At 61.6% G+C, this 20692-nt stretch carries 16 protein-coding genes and 1 pseudogene; 9 read left to right on the top strand and 8 right to left on the bottom strand.

Annotated elements, in window-relative coordinates; all coding sequences use genetic code 11:
* The first annotated feature begins 33 nt into the window (after positions 1–33).
* Both J6497_RS17620 and J6497_RS17615 read left to right on the top strand, forming a co-directional pair.
* Positions 34–1677 (top strand): acyl-CoA synthetase, encoded by a 1644-nt coding sequence (locus J6497_RS17620; protein WP_225705546.1) that lies wholly within the window; start codon positions 34–36, stop codon positions 1675–1677.
* Positions 1677–2546, top strand: coding sequence for a PCC domain-containing protein (locus J6497_RS17615; protein ID WP_225705545.1), 870 nt, complete (start codon positions 1677–1679; stop codon positions 2544–2546). Before J6497_RS17620 ends, J6497_RS17615 begins: the two co-directional genes overlap by 1 nt.
* Positions 2547–3404: 858 nt before the next feature.
* Here the strand turns inward: J6497_RS17615 and J6497_RS17610 are convergent.
* Positions 3405–3743 (bottom strand): hypothetical protein, encoded by a 339-nt coding sequence (locus J6497_RS17610; RefSeq protein ID WP_225705544.1) that lies wholly within the window; start codon positions 3741–3743, stop codon positions 3405–3407.
* A 93-nt stretch (positions 3744–3836) separates the two neighbouring features.
* On the opposite strand from J6497_RS17610, the gene J6497_RS17605 reads away from it, so the two are divergent.
* Complete coding sequence (locus J6497_RS17605) at positions 3837–4610, top strand: AAA family ATPase (protein WP_225705543.1); 774 nt, start codon at positions 3837–3839, stop codon at positions 4608–4610.
* 13 nt (positions 4611–4623) lie between these two features.
* A complete protein-coding gene (locus J6497_RS17600; protein WP_225705542.1) occupies positions 4624–5379 on the top strand; it encodes an AAA family ATPase in 756 nt (251 codons plus the stop codon).
* Positions 5380–5454: 75 nt separating this feature from the next.
* On the opposite strand, the gene J6497_RS17595 is transcribed toward J6497_RS17600, so the two are convergent.
* Complete coding sequence (locus J6497_RS17595) at positions 5455–6096, bottom strand: HAD hydrolase-like protein (RefSeq protein WP_225705541.1); 642 nt, start codon at positions 6094–6096, stop codon at positions 5455–5457.
* A 172-nt stretch (positions 6097–6268) separates the two neighbouring features.
* On the opposite strand from J6497_RS17595, the gene J6497_RS17590 reads away from it, so the two are divergent.
* Positions 6269–7180: a hypothetical protein gene (locus tag J6497_RS17590; RefSeq protein WP_225705540.1), complete on the top strand. Its 912-nt coding sequence runs from the start codon at positions 6269–6271 to the stop codon at positions 7178–7180.
* Positions 7177–8715, top strand: coding sequence for a pentapeptide repeat-containing protein (locus J6497_RS17585; protein ID WP_225705539.1), 1539 nt, complete (start codon positions 7177–7179; stop codon positions 8713–8715). The genes J6497_RS17590 and J6497_RS17585 overlap by 4 nt, the downstream gene beginning before the upstream one ends.
* Here the strand turns inward: J6497_RS17585 and J6497_RS17580 are convergent.
* Together J6497_RS17580 and J6497_RS17575 are read right to left on the bottom strand one after the other, a co-directional pair.
* Positions 8661–9090: pseudogene (locus tag J6497_RS17580) on the bottom strand (hypothetical protein); the annotation flags it as partial. The gene J6497_RS17585 and the pseudogene J6497_RS17580 sit on opposite strands and share 55 nt — an antisense overlap.
* Positions 9091–9127: 37 nt before the next feature.
* Complete coding sequence (locus tag J6497_RS17575; RefSeq protein WP_225705538.1) at positions 9128–9691, bottom strand: hemerythrin domain-containing protein; 564 nt, start codon at positions 9689–9691, stop codon at positions 9128–9130.
* A 218-nt stretch (positions 9692–9909) separates the two neighbouring features.
* Between J6497_RS17575 and J6497_RS17570 the strand changes: the two genes are divergently transcribed.
* Positions 9910–10548 carry a glutathione S-transferase family protein gene (locus J6497_RS17570; RefSeq protein ID WP_225705537.1) on the top strand — a complete coding sequence of 213 codons (639 nt, stop codon included), beginning with the start codon at positions 9910–9912 and terminating at the stop codon, positions 10546–10548.
* A gap of 15 nt (positions 10549–10563) precedes the next feature.
* On the opposite strand, the gene uvrA is transcribed toward J6497_RS17570, so the two are convergent.
* Both uvrA and J6497_RS17560 read right to left on the bottom strand, forming a co-directional pair.
* Positions 10564–13542: an excinuclease ABC subunit UvrA gene (gene uvrA, locus J6497_RS17565; RefSeq protein ID WP_225705536.1), complete on the bottom strand. Its 2979-nt coding sequence runs from the start codon at positions 13540–13542 to the stop codon at positions 10564–10566.
* Positions 13543–13851: 309 nt separating this feature from the next.
* Positions 13852–14598, bottom strand: coding sequence for an outer membrane protein (locus J6497_RS17560; protein ID WP_225705535.1), 747 nt, complete (start codon positions 14596–14598; stop codon positions 13852–13854).
* Positions 14599–15048: 450 nt separating this feature from the next.
* On the opposite strand from J6497_RS17560, the gene J6497_RS17555 reads away from it, so the two are divergent.
* Together J6497_RS17555 and gyrA are read left to right on the top strand one after the other, a co-directional pair.
* Positions 15049–15540: a single-stranded DNA-binding protein gene (locus tag J6497_RS17555; RefSeq protein ID WP_225705534.1), complete on the top strand. Its 492-nt coding sequence runs from the start codon at positions 15049–15051 to the stop codon at positions 15538–15540.
* 401 nt (positions 15541–15941) lie between these two features.
* Positions 15942–18677, top strand: coding sequence for a DNA gyrase subunit A (gene gyrA, locus J6497_RS17550; RefSeq protein WP_225705533.1), 2736 nt, complete (start codon positions 15942–15944; stop codon positions 18675–18677).
* Positions 18678–18744: 67 nt separating this feature from the next.
* Here gyrA and J6497_RS17545 read toward each other — a convergent pair whose 3' ends face one another.
* Together J6497_RS17545 and J6497_RS17540 are read right to left on the bottom strand one after the other, a co-directional pair.
* A complete protein-coding gene (locus J6497_RS17545) occupies positions 18745–19482 on the bottom strand; it encodes a DUF6065 family protein (protein ID WP_225705532.1) in 738 nt (245 codons plus the stop codon).
* A gap of 4 nt (positions 19483–19486) precedes the next feature.
* Positions 19487–20671, bottom strand: coding sequence for an autotransporter outer membrane beta-barrel domain-containing protein (locus tag J6497_RS17540; RefSeq protein WP_225705654.1), 1185 nt, complete (start codon positions 20669–20671; stop codon positions 19487–19489).
* Positions 20672–20692 lie beyond the last annotated feature (21 nt).

Here is a 20692-nt window from a genome sequence, read left to right as displayed (position 1 = left end):
GCCCCGCATGGGGAAACTCCCGATGGGACGGAAATGAGCGGAGAGACGAGCAGCCTGGCCGCGCCGCGCGGCGGGATCGTGCGAATGTCGCGCCGGGTGATGAACCTGGCGCATATCGTGACCCAGAATGCGCGCCGGCATGGTGATCGCGCAGGCTTCATTTGGCGGGACCGGAGCTGGACCTGGCACGAGATCGACGGCCTGGTCTCCGCACTTGCGGCTGCGCTGGCGGCGCAGGGCATTGTCAAGGGCGACCGCATTCTCGTCCATTCCAAGAACTGCGACGAGATGTTCTGGTCGATGTTCGCCGCCTTCCGTCTCGGAGCGGTCTGGGTGCCGACCAATTTCCGCCTGATGCCTGATGAGGTCGCCTATCTGGCGGCAGCCTCCGGCGCCAAGGCCTTCCTCTGCCACGGCGACTTTCCCGAGCACGCTGCGGCCGCCGCCAATCCCGCGCTGCAGTTCACCTGGCGGATCGGCGAGGAGGGGAGTTTTGGCGAGCAGACGGTCACGGAAGCGATCGCCGCGCACGCCGGCGCGAAGGTCGATAATGTCGCCGTCGAGCATGACGATCCCTGCTGGTTCTTCTTCACCTCCGGCACCACCGGACGCTCCAAGGCCGCTGTGCTGACCCATGGTCAGATGGCCTTTGTGGTGACAAATCATCTTGCCGACCTGACGCCCGGTGTGAGCGCGCGGGATGCCTCGATCGTGGTCGCGCCGCTGTCGCATGGCGCCGGCATCCATCAGCTCATGCAGGCCGCGCGCGGCGTGCCGACCATCCTGCTGCCTTCGGAGAAATTCGATATCGCCGAAACGTTCCGGCTGATCGAGCAGCACCGCGTCAGCAATCTTTTCACCGTGCCGACGATCCTGAAGATGATGGTCGAGCATCCCGCGGTCGACAAGTTCGATCATTCCTCGCTCCGTCACGTGATCTATGCCGGCGCACCGATGTACCGCGAGGACCAGAAGCTCGCGCTGAGCAAGCTCGGCGCCGTGCTGGTGCAGTATTTCGGCTTGGGTGAGGTCACCGGCAACATCACCGTGCTGCCGCCGGCGTTGCATGATCCCGAGGATGGCCCGCATGCGCGGATCGGCACCTGCGGCTTCGAACGCGTCGGCATGCAGGTCTCGATCCAGGACGACCAGGGGCGCGAGCTGAAGCCGTTCGAGACCGGCGAGATCTGCGTGATCGGCCCTGCGGTGTTCGCGGGCTACTACGACAACCCGGAAGCCAATGCGAAGGCGTTTCGCGACGGCTGGTTTCGCACCGGCGATCTCGGCCACATGGACGAGGAAGGCTTTGTCTACATCACCGGCCGCGCGTCCGACATGTACATCTCCGGCGGCTCCAACATCTATCCGCGCGAGATCGAGGAGAAGATCCTCACGCATCCGGCCGTCGGCGAGGTCGCGGTGCTCGGCGTGCCCGATCCCTTCTGGGGCGAGGTCGGCATCGCCGTCTGCGTCGCGCGCGAGGGCGCCAGCGCGCTGAGCGAGGCGGAGCTTGCCGCCTACCTTGCGCCGAAGGTGCCGCGCTACAAGATGCCCAAGCGCTTCTTCTTCTGGGACGCGCTGCCGAAGTCGGGCTACGGCAAGATACCCAAGCGCCTGATCCGCGATGAGCTGGAAGCACGCGGGCTGCTCGACGTCTCCACCAAGCAGACCGGGTGATGCGCAGCATCGCCCAACCGGGGCCGCCTGCGCGCGAGCGCATTCAATGGGTGGAAGCGCGCGGGCGCGCATTTTCGTTTGCGCTGCAGGCCGGCATTCCGCTGCTTGAAGCCGCACGCCGCGGCTTTGCAGCGGAAGGATTTTCGAGCGGTGTGTTGAGCGCAAGCGGCGGCGCGCTTGGCCCGTTTGCTTACGTAATGCCGGCCCTGTCGAAGACCGGCGCCAACGCCGCATTCTACAGCGAGACGTTTCGTCCCGACGGCATCACCCGGCCCAAGTTCGCCACGATGACGCTGGGCGAACGCGACGGTGCGCCATTCTTTCACTGCCATGGACTGTGGACCGAAGCCGACGGCCGTTTCAACGGCGGCCATATGCTGCCGGAGGAGACGGTGGTCGCCGAGCCCTTCGAGGTGCAGGCCTTCGGTCTCGACGGCGCGATGTTCGTGGCTGAGCTTGATGCCGAGACCAATTTCAAGCTGTTCGGCCCGGTGCCGCGCGAGGCAACCGATGCAGAGACCACCAGCCGCGCCTTCGCGCTGCGGCTGCGCCCGAACCAGGATTTTGCCTGCGCGCTGGAAAAGTTCTGCCGCCAGCATGGCATGCTGCACGCCCGCCTGCATGGGGGCGTCGGCTCGACCATTGGCGCGTGTTTCACCGATGGCCGCAGCGTGGTGCCATTCGCGACCGAGCTCGCGGTCAACGCCGGCACGATCGCCCCCGACGCCGATGGCCAGCTCGAAGCCGAGCTCGACATCGCGCTCGTCGACTATCTCGGCGGCCTCGCCGAGGGGACGCTCGTGCGCGGCGACAACCCGGTGCTGATGACGATGGAGCTCGTGCTCGAAGTGCTGGACGAGGAGGGGTAGGCGAACCTCTCTGTTGTCCAGGCGAAGGCCAGACGACGAGTCCGATGTCGTAGGATGGGTAGAGCGAAGCGAAACCCATCGACTTCGTAGCAAGCCGCAGGATGGTGGGTTTCGCTTCGCTCTACCCACCCTACGATTCCGATTCAATTTTCAAACAGCGGAGGGGATGTGCGTTCGCATTCTCGCGGCGCGTTGCGTCCGAGGTTTGCGTCGCTTCTGACCCTCTCACCGAAAAGAGGGCGCAGGGAAAGCCGGGCGCCGATTGCACCCATGGGTCCCGTGCAACAAAAGCACGGGGGTAGGACCACAGGTTCAACCGGAATCACACCGGCTTTCCCTGCGCGACGGCTTTACGGCTTACTTCGTGCTCTTCCCGGTGACCGGGCTTTCTTGCCACCGTCACCTCTCGCGCGAGCTTGTTCGCGCAAAAAGCTTAGCGCCAGCGTCGGGGCGCCAGAACCACACGACTTCGCCGTACGCAGCCACGCCATTCGTCCGGCGCTTTCCACGCCTGACGCAGCTACGTCCATCGCATCCCGCTTCCAACGTCCGTGACGATCGCGATACGCCCCTCAAGTGGAGGCGGGACGGCGGGGTTTCTAAGGTGATTTGCGATCAGAACGAAGCGGAATGTTTTTCGCACCAGGGCTGGACGAGGCAAATCACATTGATATTGCGGGCGAATTTTCGTTCGAGCGAAATGTGGAAACGCCGCCTCAGTCCTCATCCTGAGGAGCCGCGAAGCGGCGTCTCGAAGGATGGGCCGCGGGCGAGATCGGGCCTCATGGTTCGAGACGCGCCATGCGCTCCTCACCATGAGGGTCTGGCATCGGCGCGCGCCGCTAGAAGCCAACATCTTCACCGCCGCTTGCGGACGTGGATGTTGATGTCGAGATCGATGTTGCTGACGCAGGTCTGCTCGGTGCGGTGCGAGCCGCCCTCATGCCAGCGGCCCTTGCGCAACCGGGCGTCACGGACATTGGCGAGCCTCAGGCAGCGCCACTGCGGGAGCTTGCCCGAACTCTCGCCGGCGAACTGCCAGGCCAGCACGACCTCTTCGCCTGATTTGTTGGTGCCGATGATGTGCGGGCAGAGCTCACGGGTGCGGCCGTCGTAGGTACAAACGACCTGTCGCTCGCCGACAATGGCGCTGCGGAAGAGGGCGTAAGTGGCGCTTGGCGCAGCGCGAACGCTCATGGGCAGGAATGTTCTTGTTGTGTTCCGTGAACTGTGCCAGATAATCCAGGCTAGGGCTAAAGCCCTCAACTGCGCCGGTTGTTAGGTACGCGCATGGCTCCACGAAAGAACCGAACGATCAATCTGCCGGCGCCCTACCTCAAGCGCATCTGGCTCGATCCGACCCGCATCACCGACCGGGACGCGTATCCGTTCTGCCTGCCCTTGCTGCGGGATGATTTCGAGCTGAGGTTTGACCGTGCGATCACCATCATCGTCGGCGAGAACGGCACCGGCAAATCCACCTTGCTGGAGGGAATTGCGGCGTTGGCCGGATTTGACGGAGCCGGCGGCGGCAAGGGGTATATGCCGGTCGATCATTGTGATGCGCTTGAGGTAATGGGCGGCGAGCTTGCAACAGCCCTCCGCGCCAGTTGGCTGCCGAAGATCACAAAAGGCTGGTTCTTCCGTGCCGAGAGTTTCTTCTCGGTGGCGAGATATTTGGACAAATCGGCGCGAGAGGACCCGTTTGGGCCACCCCCGCCGGACTTCCTCTCCCATTCCCATGGCGAGGGCTTCCTGCGCTTCTTCGAGGAGCGCTGTCAGCGGCAGGGTATCTTCATCTTCGATGAGCCGGAATCGGCGCTGTCGCCCTCGCGCCAGATTGAATTCCTGAAACTGCTGCGGCGCATGGACGAGATCGGGCATTGCCAGGTGCTGATGGCGACGCACTCTCCCGTGCTGATGGCTTATCCCAATGCATCGCTGTTGCGACTGACGAAATACGATCTTGAGCCCGTCACCGTCGAAGAGACCGACCACTACAAGGTGATGCGGGAATTCTACGATGACCCGGCAGGGTTCGTCGAAGCGGCTATTGCGGACTAGAGTTGGGGGGGACATGGGCCGAAGACGAAACCGCACGACCAGCCTGCCTGCGCCTTATCTAAGGCGGGTCTGGCTCGATCGCTCCCTCGTTCCGGATTGGGAAGCCTATCCATTCTGCCTTCCCATTTTCAGGGACGAGTTCGATCTGAGTTTCGAAAAAGCCGTCACCATCATCGCGGGCGAGAACGGGACCGGTAAATCGACCATCCTCGAAGGCATCGCGGCGCTTGCCGGGTTCGACAGTGGTGGCGGCGGCAAGGGATACAGGCCGATCGATCATTCCGGCGCTATCGAAGCGACCGGCGAAGACCTGTCGGCTGCGCTGCGCGCCGGCTGGTTACCTAAGGTCAGCTACGGCTGGTTTTTCCGGGCGGAGACGTTCTTCTCGGTCGCAAGATATCTGGATCAGACCAGCGAATCGCCACCCGACTATCTCTCCTATTCCCATGCGGAGGGCTTCCTCTACTTCTTCGAGGAGCGTTGCCAGCGCCAGGGCATCTTCATCTTCGACGAGCCGGAGTCCGCGCTATCGCCCGCGCGCCAGATCGAATTCCTGAAGCTGATGCGCCGGATGGACGAGAGCGGCCAATGCCAGATCATCATGGCCACCCATTCGCCGATCCTGATGGCTTATCCAAATGCGACGTTGCTGCGGCTGTCGAAACACGGACTGGAGCCGGTGAATGTGAAGGACACCGATCATTACAGGGTGATGCGCGAGTTCTGCGATGATCCCCATGGGTTCGTCGAGGCGGCGATCGAGGAGTGAACTGCGTAGGGCGGGTAGAGCGGAAGCGAAACCCACCAATTGTGAGCCGATGGGTTTCGCTGCGCTCTACCCATCCTACGGGGGCGCCTCTGACACCAGCAGAGAGGCGGCGATATCTTCCATCCGCTCGAACATCAGGTCAGGCCCGAGCGCCCGCAGCTTGGCAGGTGCCGCATAGCCCCACGATACGGCGCCGCATGCGATGCCGGCGGCGCGTGCGGCCTCGATGTCGCGGGTTTCGTCGCCGATCGATATCGCCTGTGTTTGCGCAACGCCGGCGCGCTTGACGACGCGGCGGAATTTTGCGGCTTTGCCAAAGATCGACGCGCCGCAATCGAACCAGGAAAACAGTGAGGCGGCCTCGCCAAGCAGCCCGCGGGCATTCGCCTCATTGTCCGAACTGACTAGCGCCAGCCGCAGGCCGCCATCCTTGAGCGTCCGCAGCATGGTCTCGGTACCTGGAAACAGCGCGATGTCGGCCAGGTGCTTCGCCTTCAGCCGCCGCATATGCCGCGCGATGAAAGCGATCTTCCACGTCGGCACCTCGAGCCGCGCAACGATCTCGCGCGAGCTGGCATGCCGCAGCTCATCGACGTCTTCATCCGCGACGCGGCGGAAGCCGAACCGATCGGCGACGTCGTTCACATTGCGCAAGAACCAGGGAAAGCTGTCTGCAAGCGTGCCGTCGAGGTCGAAGATGACGAGGGAATAGGGCATGGAAGTGTTACTAGCAAATCCCCGCCGAGCCAGGACTGATCGCAGCCAAACAATACACATGGCTCAGAAGCTACGTGCAGGCGATGAACGGTTAGTGGTCCAAGTTTGAGGTGTATCGAGAGTTGTATCTTTGTCAAATAAAGCTAAATTGGTCGCTCCACCGGGGGCGAGTATGTACGACCAAGAGCAAGAGCGGACTGCCGTTGTCGAAATCCACGAAGCGGATACTCGTGAGGTCTTCGATCTTGTTGTTGAACCGAACCTAAATCCGATCGATCTTTTCGAGTTGACACTCCCGCGTCCACCTCAGGGAAGTTGGCGCGAGAAGTTCGATATTCGGGCCGATGTTCGATTCGCCCAGATGATCCTGAAATTTGATAATATTCTGGTGCGGGTCGGCACAAGAGCTGCTCGTCTGAGTAGCGCCTGTGACGGATGTTCGCTGCTTGCGCACTCTTTGTACGGTCTGAACCCTCTTCCTTCCCGAAATGTAGTTGCAGTTCAAGAAAAGCAAACGCGCGAAATCGCGGCTTCCGGGGCAGCGCAAATCCAGGCGAAAATCGGTGTTTTGCAGGGCGTTGACGGCGGTGCGTCGCTCGACGCAAAGGCCTCGGGTGAAACAGCTCACCGGGTCGAGAAGCAAGCGTCTCGGGAAGAAAGCGTTCTCAGAGTTATTCCTCGGCCTCACGGCTCTTGGGACCTGACTGAGCCAAATGCTCGGGAGGGTTGTCTCGACGGCGATTATCTTACGAGTCGCGGTCAATATTTGGATGTGCCCTCGAATGATCCAGTGGATGCGCCGCTGGCAACCGTTCAAGCAAATGATGGCGCCTCCGAAATCGCGATCGAATTAGCGATAGAGATTCAACCTAAGGATCTCGTCTTTCACCGGGTAATGGTTCAGGGGGAGCATCGTGCACCAAAGACCTGGTTCCAAAGGGAGAGGATCAACGTCGAGCTAATCGCGCGCCGACTGATAGAGCTGACCCAAAACAACAAGCTTCCGCCCAGTGAAGTAAGAATAACTTTGGGAAGAACTACTTTACGCGGAAGGCGTCGTCCAAAATTTGTGAGGGCTGAATGATTTTTGATGACGTTGATCTACGATCGAAACTTGGTCGGCTTTTCATGACAAACGCTGAGCGCTTTGACGAGCTTGTTATAGCTGTTGGTCTAAACCCTCGAACGGATCTCGCGGGCGCAGATCTCAAGGGCGCCGATTTCGCTGGATCGGTTATGAATAGTTGGGATCTATCGAACTGCGATCTAAGCGGCGCGTCGTTCGTTGGGGCAAGGATTCGAGATCTAAAAACAGAGGGAGCGATTGGCTTAGACCTAACCGGCTCCATAGCTCTAGATGACGACGAGCGAGATACGTTTGAGCACGACGAACTCGACATGCTCATTAAGCAAATTACAAACAGTGCAACCGGAGGACAACGCGGACCGCTTATTGAAAGCATTTTAACGAAGCATGCCTCCGACGAACGAGCGTGGTCCTTCCTATTAAACGAGCACGTACGACGCGAACGCGTTGGAAGAATTGTTAGCTCGATAGTGATCGGTTGGGAATCGAGGCAAACTAGACCTGAGGTAGCAGGCAATGAGCTGCGGTTCAAACTCTTGCGTTCGGGCGGAAATCCTTACGTCACGGTTAGGGCCAGACTCTTGCGCGAGCTGGCATCACGCGTTGGTCGAAATGATGAGCTTCTCGAAATTTGCAGGGATCTGATCGAGCAGGAGGGATACTTAACATCGGGGAATGTAGCGTTGACGGTCCTTGGAGAAGTTTTTGGAGGCGACGATCGCGTCGGCTCCTACTTGGAGGATTTGATAACTCGCGATGTTTGGATGGGTTTCAAGTTTCAGGTCGTTCCAGTGCTGATGACCGGGTTCGATACGCTCGACATTCGCCGTCTAATTGAGAATGCGATTCTAGATCCTTCATTGTCGATGTATGAACGAACTAGAATGATCGACGCGTACTACAGAACGAAGGACAATGATCCGAAAATTGCTGCGTTTGTACGGAAGGTTTTCGAGACCAGTACGGAAGCCGAGTTGCGAGCAGCTGCTATCCGAGTTCGAAGAGACGACGGAAGCAAGTTGACGAGCGATGATGTTGCAAATCTTCGCATAATTGCAGCCACGGATGAACATCACGAGGTCCGTGGAGCGGCTCTTGAGGTCGTTGGCCATCGAAAGGATCAAATAGACTTGCTCCTTGATAGAGCCGTTCGAGATACAGATGCAAATGTGCGGTTTGTGGCGGTAAGATTGGCTGCGTCCCTCGGTTTTGCTGAGCGGGATTGGTATGCCGACATCTTCGTACGGGACGAAGATAATCTCGTGCGGGGCGCTGCCTTCGATTGGCTTACGAGCGTAGGTCATAGCGAGAGCGGGTGGCGCGAACTTTTAATGCGGGAAATTCAGCGCGTAGACCCAGGGCAGATTTCAGCTCGGGCAGCTTCAGAGGCTCTTAGACGCTGGCCCGAAGACCTTACGCTTCGACGTTCAGTCGAAGAGCTTTTGGAGCGCTTATCTGAAGACTTGAGCGGCTGGCATCACCATCTTCGGACAGCACTTAGTGAAAGAGTGCTGGCTTCATCGAAGAAGTGACACCGGAATTCTCTATTCGGCCAGCTTCGCTGGCGCTGCTCTTCTTCGGTTGCTGTTCGTCTTCTGCAGCACTGGCGCGGGAATTTGCCCGGCGCCTTGACGATATCTTCAGGCGGACCCCAAGCGGCGATATAGCCGCCGCCATCGACTCCTTCGGGGCCAAGATCGATCACCGAACTGGCAGTTTCAATGACTTCGAGATTGTGCTCGATCACGACCACCGTGTTGCCCGGCAACCTGCCCGTGCAGACCTCCAGCAGCTTTACGACGTTGTGGACGTGCAGGGCGGTAGTCGGCTCGTCCAGGAAGTAGAGGGTGCGGCCGGTGGCGCGCTTTGACCGCCGCTGCCAGTTGGACGCGCTTGGCTTCACCTCCGCAGCTCTCGCCGCATGCCGCTCAAAGGACAACTGCACTAATGTCGCTCGGCTTCGGCCTCTTGCTCCAGTTGGAGGATATGGGCCCGCAGTGCATCGAACCTGGCTTCCGTCGCGTAGCTGAATAACGGGTCCTTATGAGGGGACAAGGCTGAGGCGATTTCGGCCCAATCGTCAGGCTGCAATGCCTTCAGCGCGGCGGGGAGGAAATCACGATCCTCCATCCTGATGTGATGCCGCTCATGTTGCAGGAAATCGCGAACGATCCTGTCCACGTCCTCACGAAGGACCTCGCGATCAGCGAGCACAGCGTCGACGGCGTTGGCGACGCGGCGCAAACGCTTGGCGCCTTCCCGGTGCTCATGCGTGAGATCACCAATCTTGGCAGCAGCGGCGGGATCGCGAACTTTCAGCTTGGCGAAGACACGGTCTTCCTGAGCGTGGTGATACATCTCAGTATAGACCTCGAAATAAGCGATGATGGCGCGGATGACCTCGTAGTCCGGTCGGCCTGAGCGATCGAAAATATCCAGCTCGTGCTCGAGGACGGCAAGCAGCCTTTCAATATTGCGGTGCTCTTGGTCTAGCAACTCGATGATCATTGCGGTGATCCACAACGGCGAACCAGAAAAATAGGCGATAAAATCATCGTGGCATTGCGTTAGATCAAGGTCGCAGCCGATTTGCGTGATCCGGACGTCGCACGCGATCAGTGCCGGTAACTCAGCCTCTTTCGGCGGTGATAAAAAAATTGTCAGTGATGTCGGGGCGCGAGCCGTTCGATCGTCCTTTGCTGTGAACCAGCAAATGGAGATGCCGAATGGTCGACCTGATTCTGACCACCTTCGATTGGGTTCCCGAGATGCCGCGGGGTTACGTGCGTGACATACGTGTGCGTTGGGCACTGGAAGAGGCCGCCTTGCCCTATCGCGTCAAGACCGTGCCATTTAGCCCTCGGAACGCCGAGCATTTCGTGCACCAGCCCTTCGGCCAGGTTCCGTGGCTGACCGATGGGGACATCTCGATATTCGAGAGCGGTGCGATTCTGCTCCATCTCGGCGAGCATAGTGAGGCGCTGATGCCTGCCGATCCGCGCAGTCGCGGCGAGGCTACGAAATGGGTGTTCGCAGCGCTCAATTCAGTCGAGATGGCGAGCCTGCCCTGGTCCTTGTTGAAGTTCACCGGCGATACCGGTGATACGCCAGCTTCGAAGTATCTGGACGAGTTCCTCAAAGGCCGGCTCAAGCATCTGGAGCCGGTATTGGCGGGACGCGAATGGCTGGCAGGGTCCTTCTCCGTCGCTGACATCCTCATGGCGGACGCGCTGCGCCTTGTCGATCGTTTCGACGGGCTGACAGGACATCCCGCCTGTCGTGACTATGTCGCGCGCGCCACGGCCCGCCCATCCTTCGTGAAGGCTCATGCAGACCAGATGGCACATTTCGCTGCGGCGGACTGATCCACTGAGAAACTCTTACTCCGCCGCTTCGCTCGCGCTGTTCTTTCTTGGCTTGCTGTTCGCCTTCTTCAGCACCGGTGCCAGGAACTGGCCCGTATAGCTCCGCGGCGCTTTCACGATATCCTCGGGCGGGCCCCAGGCTACGATTTCGCCGCCGCCGTCGCCGCCTTCGGGGCCGAGGTCGATGACCCAATCGGCGGTCTTGATGACTTCGAGGTTGTGCTCGATCACTACGACCGTGTTGCCTTGGGCGACCAGCTCGTGCAGCACCTCCAGCAGTTTCGCGACGTCGTGGAAGTGCAGGCCGGTGGTGGGCTCGTCCAGGATGTAGAGCGTGCGGCCGGTAGCGCGCTTGGACAGCTCTTTTGCCAGCTTGACGCGCTGGGCTTCACCGCCCGACAGCGTCGTTGCCTGCTGGCCGACGTGGATGTAGTCGAGGCCGACGCGGTGCAGGGTCCGGAAGGTTTCGCGGACGCGCGGCACCGCCTTGAAGAATTCAGCGGCCTCTTCCACGGTCATGTCGAGCACGTCGGCGATCGACTTGCCCTTGAACAACACCTCCAGCGTCTCGCGGTTGTAGCGCTTGCCCTTGCAGACGTCGCAGGTGACGTAGACGTCGGGCAGGAAGTGCATCTCGATCTTGATGACGCCATCGCCCTGGCAGGCCTCGCAGCGGCCGCCCTTGACGTTGAAGGAGAACCGGCCTGGCTCGTAGCCGCGGGCCTTGGCTTCGGGCAGGCCGGCGAACCATTCGCGGATCGGCGTGAAGGCGCCGGTATAGGTCGCGGGGTTGGAGCGCGGGGTGCGGCCAATCGGCGACTGGTCGATGTCGATGATCTTGTCGATATGCTCGAGCCCCTCGATGCGGTCGTGCGGCGCGGCAGCGTCGCTCGCATTGTTCAGCTTGCGCGCAATCGCCTTGTAGAGCGTGTCGATCAGGAGCGTCGACTTGCCGCCACCAGAGACGCCGGTGATGCAGGTGAACAGCCCCAGCGGAATCTCCGCCGTGACGTTCTTCAGGTTATTGCCGCGCGCATTGACGACCTTGATGGTGCGGCGATGGTTCGGCGGCCGCCGGTCGGGGATCGGTACCGAAAGCTCGCCGGTGAGATATTTGCCGGTCAGCGATTTTGGGTTGCGCATGATGTCTGATGGCGTGCCCTGGGCCACGATGTGGCCGCCATGCATGCCGGCGCCGGGGCCGATGTCGAGCACGTAATCGGCTAGCCGTATCGCGTCCTCGTCATGCTCGACCACGACCACGGTGTTGCCGAGGTCGCGCAGCCGCTTCAGCGTATCCAGGAGCCGCGCATTGTCGCGCTGGTGCAGGCCGATCGAAGGCTCGTCCAGCACGTAGAGCACGCCTGTGAGACCCGAGCCGATCTGGGAGGCCAGGCGGATGCGCTGGCTTTCGCCGCCGGACAATGTGCCGGAGGAGCGGGACAGCGTGAGATAGTTGAGGCCAACGTCGAGCAGGAAGGTCAATCGCTCGCGGATCTCCTTCAGGACACGCGCGGCGATCTCGTTCTGCTGCGTGTTCAGTGCTTCCGGCACGGTCTCGAACCACTCGCCGGCGCGCTTCACCGAGAGATCGGCGATCTCGCCGATATGCTTGCCGCCGATCTTGACGCACAGCGCTTCCGGCTTGAGGCGATAGCCGTTGCAGGCCGCGCAGGGGATGTCGGTGAAATATTTCGCCAGCTCCTCCCGCGCCCATTCGCTTTCCGTCTCGCGGTAGCGGCGGTTGATGTTGGTGATCACGCCCTCGAACGGCTTCTTGGTGTCGTAGGCGCGCACGCCGTCCTCGTAGGAGAACTTGATCTCGTCATCGCCCGAGCCGTGCAGGATCGCGTCTCTCGTCTTCTTCGACAGGTCCTTCCACTTCGTGTCGAGGGTGAACTTGTAGTGCTTGCCGAGCGCGGTCAACGTCTGCAGGTAGTAGGGCGAGGAGGACTTGGCCCATGGCGCGATCGCGCCCTTGCGCAAGGACAGCTCCTTGTCCGGGATCACCAGATCCTCGTCGACATGCTGCTCGACGCCGAGGCCGCCGCAGGCGGGGCAGGCGCCATAGGGATTGTTGAACGAGAACAGCCGCGGCTCGATCTCGGGGATCGTGAAGCCGGAGACCGGGCAGGCGAACTTTTCCGAGAACAGGATGCGCTCAGGCCCGCTCTTGTCGTGGATCTTTGCGGTCTTCTTCTTTTCCTCGGCGGGAGCCTGTGCTGCCGGCGCATCGGCGAATTCGATCACTGCGAGGCCGTCGGCGAGCTTGAGCGCGGTCTCAAAACTTTCCGCGAGCCGCTGGCCGATGTCGGGGCGCACCACGATGCGGTCGACGACGACGTCGATGTCGTGCGGAAACTTCTTGTCGAGGCTGGGAGCATCCGCAAGCTCATGGAAGGTGCCGTCGATCTTGACGCGCTGAAAGCCCTTCTTGAGATATTCGGCGAGCTCCTTCCTGTACTCGCCCTTGCGGCCGCGCACGACCGGCGCCAGCAGATAGAGGCGGGTGCCCTCAGGCAGCGCGAGCACGCGATCGACCATCTGCGAGACGGTCTGGCTCTCGATCGGCAGCCCCGTGGCCGGCGAATAGGGTACGCCGACACGGGCCCAGAGCAGGCGCATATAATCGTAGATCTCGGTAACCGTGCCGACGGTGGAGCGCGGGTTCTTCGAGGTGGTTTTCTGTTCGATGGAGATGGCGGGCGAGAGGCCGTCGATCTGGTCGACATCCGGCTTCTGCATCATCTCCAGGAACTGGCGCGCATAGGCCGAGAGCGATTCGACGTAGCGGCGCTGACCCTCGGCATAGATGGTGTCGAAGGCAAGCGAGGACTTTCCGGAGCCGGACAGGCCGGTGAACACGACAAGCGTGTCGCGGGGAATCTCGACGTCGATGTTCTTGAGGTTGTGCTCCCGCGCACCGCGGATGGTGATGGCACGCGTTGAGGAGCCGGCGGTCTGTTGGCGCTTCGCCCTTAGCACTTCATCCATATCGGCATTTCCAGGCGCTTGTAAGCACGCCACGTTACGGGCGCGCGTCGTCGGAAATCCGTACCACGGCGCCGATGGGGTGACGCTGGAACATAGGAAGAACGCGCGATGATTTCCAGTGCTGAGGGCGAATCATCAACGATTTGTTTCTGGTCGTATTTTTCTCGTTCAGCTTTGGCAGTAGCTGGCAGCAAGAGGAAGGCGGCACAGACGGAGCTCTGCGAGCGACCGGGCGCGGAACAAACGGCTCGCAAGCAAAAAGGCCGGCGCAAGGCCGGCCTTTTCTCAGATTGGTATCCGATCGCGCGATCAGTACCTCGCGATCAGCGGGCCACCCCACTTGTAGTTCAGGCGGACGGTGACGAGGTCGACATCCTGCCTGATGTTCTCGGTGGCGAAGAGCGTCCCGGCCGGAGCGAAATTGCCGTTGTTGATGAAGTCGTAGGAACGATCGCCCAGGAAGATGTGATTGTACTCGGCGCCAACCGACCAGTTCGGTGCGAAGCCGACTTCGATGCCGGCACCAACCGTAGCACCCCAGCGGGTGTCGTCGACGGTGTCGGTGATCGGAATGCCGGTGAAGGTATCGCGCACGCGGAAGCGATCCCCGACCACGGCCGCACCGCCCTTGACGTAGAGCAGCACGTTGTTCCAGGCATAACCGACCTGGCCGGTGAGCAGGCCGAAGGCGTCGATCCGCGACTCGTTCTCGTCGATGCCCGTCAGCAGGCTGGTGTGGCTGCCCTTGAAGTCGGCCCAGTTCCCCTGACCTTCGACGCCGAACACCCAGGTGCCGGCCTGCCAGCGATAGCCGATCTGACCACCAGCGGTGCCGCCGTCTGCGTCATGGGAACCGTCATCGAAACCAAAGACGTCCCAGCGCTTGCGGCTCGTCCCCCAGCCGCCGTTGCCGCCGATATAGAACCCGGTCCAGTCATAAACGACGGCGACGGGTGCCGGCGGGGCCTTGGTGTAAGGACGCGGAGCAAGATCGGCGGCCGACGCCGGCGCAGCCAGCGCGACCAAGGCAACCGTACCAAGCAAAAACTTCTTCATCGTAGCTCTCCAGCCTGTGTTCGCTTCAATTGGGTCCCGAAGCGTTACGGTGTTAAAGACGCGAGCGCCGCGCCGTCGTTTTAGGCATATACCTCGATTCAACCGGAAATACCGTCGCCGAAACGCAACACTTAACGGCGAAGTGCGGATAACATAAGTTAGTGATTTGCTTAATGAATTCGGGAACCCGAGGGTCGACTTCGGGTTCCATTCGGGTTGCACCAAAATTGGGCCACTATAATGCCATGATTACGTCAAGTTGTGGGGAACAAAGCTGGAACAATGGCGTCGCTGGTGCTATATGTGGATAATTGCGAGATTGACGGGAATGGCTGCGCCGCGGCGTCGGTGAGCGTATAGGGTCCGTCGGCAACGTGAGATGTTGGTTAGCGAAGACTGAATGTGTCGGCCGTGCAACCGGCCGCACCAGTGATTGAGTGGAGAGCGGCGATGGCGGGAAGTGTGAACAAGGTCATTCTGGTGGGCAATCTCGGCAAGGATCCGGAAATCCGGCGGACCCAGGACGGCCGGCCGATCGCCAATCTGAGCGTCGCCACCTCCGAGACCTGGCGCGACCGGGCCACCGGCGAGCGCAAGGAAAAGACCGAGTGGCATCGAGTCGTGATCTTCAATGAGGGGCTCGCCAAGGTCGCCGAGCAATATCTGAAGAAGGGCGCCAAGGTGTATATCGAAGGCCAGCTTCAGACCCGCAAATGGACCGATCAGAGCGGGGTCGAGAAGTATTCGACCGAGGTGGTGCTGCAGGGCTTCAACTCCAACCTCACGATGCTGGACGGCAAGGGCGGTGGCGGCAGCTTCTCCGACGACATGGGCGGCGGTGGCGGCGATTTCGGGGGCAGCGGGCCGTCGAGTTCCGCACCGCGCCGCGCGGTGCCAGCCGGTGCCCGCAACAGCGACATGGACGACGATATTCCGTTCTGATCGAGCGGTGCGTTCCTTGAGGGTGTCGCGCGAGGATGAGAAAAATTCCCCTTGCGCGATTGAGGTTGGGGGAACTTATCCTCGTGAATGACTCAAGATATGTTCATCAAGCAATTGAGGTTGCTTGGTACGCTGTGGCCGGATTCTCGTCTCCCGGCTCATGTGAACTGTGAGGAAATCGGGCTAACCGGATTAGTGCCGCTCGGCGGGCACCCAGACGGGCCGGCGGCCTGCGAGGCGCTCTTGTAAGGCTTCAAAAAGGCGTTCCGACTGGCGCTCATCAACCGCGTAAGTCTATGAAAAAACGAAGAGAAAAAGCCGCTATCGAGGCTGTTCCGGGGTGGTTATCGGCCCCCCGATACGCTATATGATTCTCCAGTAGAACTGACCCGGATTCCCCTTTGGCAGACCCTGAAGACGACAAGCCCGGCGAGCCGTCGGAGCCCTCAGACATTCGTCCGATCTCCATTCTCGACGAGATGAAGAAGTCCTACCTCGATTACGCCATGAGCGTGATCGTGGCGCGGGCGTTGCCGGACGCGCGCGACGGGCTGAAGCCAGTCCACCGCCGCATCCTGTTTTCGATGAACGAGCAGGGCTACACGCACGACAAGAAGCACAAGAAGTCGGCCGGCATCGTCGGCGACGTCATGGGCAAATACCATCCCCATGGCGACCAGGCGATCTATGACGCGCTGGTGCGCATGGCGCAGGATTTCTCCATGCGCGTGCCGCTGATCGACGGGCAGGGCAACTTCGGCTCGGTGGACGGCGATCCGGCGGCGGCAATGCGCTACACTGAGTCGCGCCTGACCAAGATCGCGCTGAAGCTGCTCGACGACACCGACAAGGAAACCGTCGACTTCCAGGACAATTACGACGGCGCGCACAAGGAGCCGGTCGTCCTTCCGGCGAAATTCCCGAACCTGCTCGTCAACGGAGCCGGTGGCATCGCGGTCGGCATGGCGACTAATATCCCGCCGCACAATCTCGGCGAGGTAATCGACGCCTGCGTGGCGCTGATCGACAACCCTGCGCTGACGATCGATGAACTGATCAAGATCATTCCGGGACCGGACTTCCCGACCGGCGGCATCATCCTGGGCCGCCAGGGCATCCGCAGCGCCTACCATCTCGGCCGCGGCTCGATCGTGATGCGCGGCAAGGTCGAGATCGACACGATCCGCAAGGATCGCGAGGCGATCATCGTCAGCGAGATCCCGTACCAGGTTAACAAGGCAAGCATGGTCGAGCGGATCGGCGAACTGATCCGCGAGAAGAAGATCGAGGGCATCGCCGACCTGCGGGATGAATCCGATCGCCAGGGCTACCGCGTGGTCGTCGAACTCAAGCGCGACGCGATGGCCGACGTCGTGCTGAACCAGCTCTACAAGTTTACGCCGCTGCAGACCACCTTCGGCGTCAACAGCGTCGCGCTCGACGGCGGCCGTCCGCAGACGATGAACCTGAAGGACCTGCTGACGATCTTCGTCAACTTCCGTGAGCAGGTCGTCACACGCCGCACCAAATATCTGCTCACCAAGGCGCGCGACCGCGCCCATGAGCGGGTCGGCCTCGCCATTGCGGTTGCCAATATCGACGAGGTCATCCGCGTGATCCGCTCTTCGCCTACCCCGGCGGCAGCGCGCGAAACCCTGATGTCGCGCGACTGGCCGGCACGGGACGTCGAAGACATGATCACGCTGATCGACGATCCGCGCCACCGCATCAATCCGGATGGCACCATCAGGCTTTCGCTGGCCCAGGTGAACGCGATCCTTGATCTGCGCCTGCAGCGCCTGACCGCGCTTGGGCGCGACGAGATCGCTGAGGAACTCACAACGCTTGCAGCCGAGATTTCGGACTATCTCGACATCCTGCGCTCGCGCGCCCGCGTGCAGGCGATCGTCAAGACCGAGCTCGCCGAGGTGAAGGCCGAGTTCGCCACCCCGCGCAAGACGGTCATCCTCGAGCAGGAAGGCGAGGTCGAGGACGAGGACCTGATCCAGCGCGAGGACATGGTGGTGACCGTGTCGCACGCCGGCTACGTCAAGCGCGTGCCGCTGTCGACCTATCGCGCCCAGCGCCGCGGCGGCAAGGGCCGGGCCGGCATGCAGACGCGCGACGAGGATTTCGTCAGCCGCGTGTTCGTGGCCTCCACCCATACGCCGGTCCTGTTCTTCTCTTCGCGCGGCCAGGTCTACAAGGAGAAGGTCTGGCGATTGCCGATGGCCGCGCCGAATGCGCGCGGCAAGGCATTGATCAACATCCTGCCGCTGGAGCAGGGCGAGCGCATCACCACCATCATGCCGTTGCCCGAGGACGAATCCTCCTGGGGCAATCTGGACGTGATGTTCGCCACCACCGGCGGCAACGTCCGCCGCAACAAGCTGTCCGATTTCGTCGACGTCCGCCGCTCCGGCATCATCGCCATGAAGCTGGAGGAGGGCGAGGCGATCGTCGACGTGCAGATCTGCACCGAGCATGACGACGTGCTGCTGACCGCCGCCGGCAGCCAGTGCATCCGCTTCCCCGTCACCGACGTGCGCGTCTTCACCGGCCGCACCTCGATGGGCGTGCGCGGCATTTCGCTGGCCGAAGGCGACAAGCTGATCTCGCTCGCGATCCTGCGCCATGTCGAGACGACCTCGGACGAACGTTCGGCCTACCTGAAGATGCGCCGCGCGGTCGCGGGCGAAGCGGCCGCCGAGGAGCCGGCGGAGACCGAGGCCGAGGAGACAACGGGCGCGATCCAGCTCTCGCAGGAGCGGTATGTCGAGATGTCGGCGCAGGAGCAGGTGGTGCTGACAGTGTCCGAAAACGGCTACGGCAAGCGGACCTCGTCCTACGAGTACCGCACCACCGGCCGGGGTGGCAAAGGCATCGTCGCGATGAGCGTCAACAGCCGCAATGGCAAGCTGGTGGCCTCGTTCCCCGTCGAAGAGGCCGATCAGATCATGCTGGTGACCGACAAGGGCCAGTTGATCCGCTGCCCCGTCGGAGACATCCGCATCGCCGGCCGCTCGACCCAGGGCGTCATCGTGTTCGACACCGCCGACGACGAGCATGTCGTCTCGGTCGAGCATATCGGCGACGACAGCGAGAATGGCGAGAACGGCAACGGGAACGGCCAGTAATCAGTAGCTCGGGTGAAGCGAAACCCCGGGATGTCCGTCGCCGGATCGCGGAGCCGCCGGCAGCGCTCTATTCCGCGCTCTTGAACGGCCGCAACCGCAGTCGGCTTCGGTGTCCGTCCGGCGCCGGCTGCCCCGAAGGCATGATGCCGCGGAAGTAGGTCTTCTGCCATTGATCCTGCACCGCCTTGGAGCCGGGCTGGTTGAGGTCCGCGTTGAAGGTGTTGCGGCTTTCCGACCAGAACCTGTGTTCGCGTTCGAGCTCCGGCTTCTCCGAAAGCTTCCGAATCGCCGGAGAAAACTCCTCGAGTTCGCCGCGCCGAACGGGAAGCAAATGACAGAACGGCTCGCCGGCTTCGAACCACACCTCATGGTGGGGCCGGGTGAATAGCCAATTCATCGTGAATGTGTAAGGCGACCAGTCGGTTTCAATGATGCCGGAGAGCGGCGCGATACCGTCTTTGGGACGATTGACCGGGCCGGTCACGTAGAGGTCGATACCCGAATCCGTCCGGAACAAGCAGGGCACATGGAATGTCAGCACGCCGCCGCCGAAATGGCTGATCGCCGGCGGCGGAAGGTGCGACGTTGCCTTGATCGTGATCGCATCCTTGGTCTTGCGACCGTCCCAGATCGCCGAGAAACCGGCCGTGCACAGAATTTCCCAGCCGTAGGTGTTGGCGATATTCAGCGGCAGACAGCGATAGGCGAAGCGCTGATCGCTGTCATCCATCCATTGCCGCTCGGCGGCGGCCGGTCGTATCCGCAGTTCGTGGCCGTTGATGACGTACGCGGTCAATTCCTTCATGCCACTACCACCGGACGCGAACGCCGACATTGCCACCGACGCTGCGCAGCGTCTCGTCGTTCAGATTGGTCGTATAGCCCACGGATCCATAGGCGGCGACAGTGGCCGTCAACTGCATGGACAGGCCGCCCCGCACTTCCAGCGAGGTTCCGCCGAGCGCCGTTGCGACGTTCCTGTCGTTGAATATCACATTCGCGGTCCGCGAAAAATTGTGCCACACATCGACACTGACGAAGGATTGCCACGGAGTGCCATAGACCAGTGTGGTGTTCTCCAGCCTCAAGCCAAGCCGGCCGATCACCGCGTCGAAACTCTGATAGTCGATCGTGGAGAATGCATCGCTGGTGTCGTTGAAGCTGACGCGCTGCCAGATGACCTGGCCTTGCGGCTCGAGGCTCCAGTTGGGGGCGATCGAGAAAGGAACGCCGCTTTCGAGCGAAGCGATCATGGCGGTGCCGTAAGCTCCTGCGCCGAATCGCCGGTCCGACGAGGCGCCTCCGCTGAGCCACGTGTGCATCGTGACGGCGTCGACGTACCAGCCATTCGGGGCGACATGCGTCCAGTAACCGCCGATACTGTCCCCCTGCAGCGCGAGGCTGCCGGAGCGGTTGCCGTTGATCGCGAGCGTATTGCCGTAGACAGTCCCACTCGCTTCGGCATGCGTGTAGAACAGGCCGAAACGGTCCTGCCCCGCGGGGTTGTCGCTGGCGAACAGGTCCAGACCCGTCTGGATGCCCCAAGCATGGCCGTCGATCTTCGGGGCAAGCTGGTAATTGATGCCTGCGATCGTCGAACTCCATTGCTGTTCGCGCGTCTCGCCCAGCCCGCGCATCCACGCGCCGTTGACCTCGCCGAAATTGTTCAGCAGAGCCTGATCACCCACGCGCTTATGGAACGTACCGACCGAGAGGACACCCATCTGCTGCGCCATCGCTGGCACAAGCACGTAGCCTGGAATCTCGGACCGGATCAGCGGCGTCGGCGGTGGAGGCGGCAATAACGGCGGAGGTGGTGACCCCGGCGGTCCGGGTGGTGGGGGCGATGGAGGAGCCGGCGGTGGCGACGGAGGGGATGGAGGCGCCGGCGGATCGGTGGCAGGCGGTGGCGGCGGCGGTGGCGGCGACGTAGGGGGCGGAGGTGGCCCAAACGGCGGCGGAGCCGGCAGCGGCGGCAGTGGTCTAGGCGTCACGGATGGCGGCGGAGGTGGAGG

It is taken from the genome of Bradyrhizobium cenepequi (assembly GCF_020329485.1).
GTDB classification, from domain to species: domain Bacteria; phylum Pseudomonadota; class Alphaproteobacteria; order Rhizobiales; family Xanthobacteraceae; genus Bradyrhizobium; species Bradyrhizobium cenepequi.
Note: the sequence above shows the minus strand (reverse complement) of the source record. Positions and strands in the feature narration are given on the sequence as shown.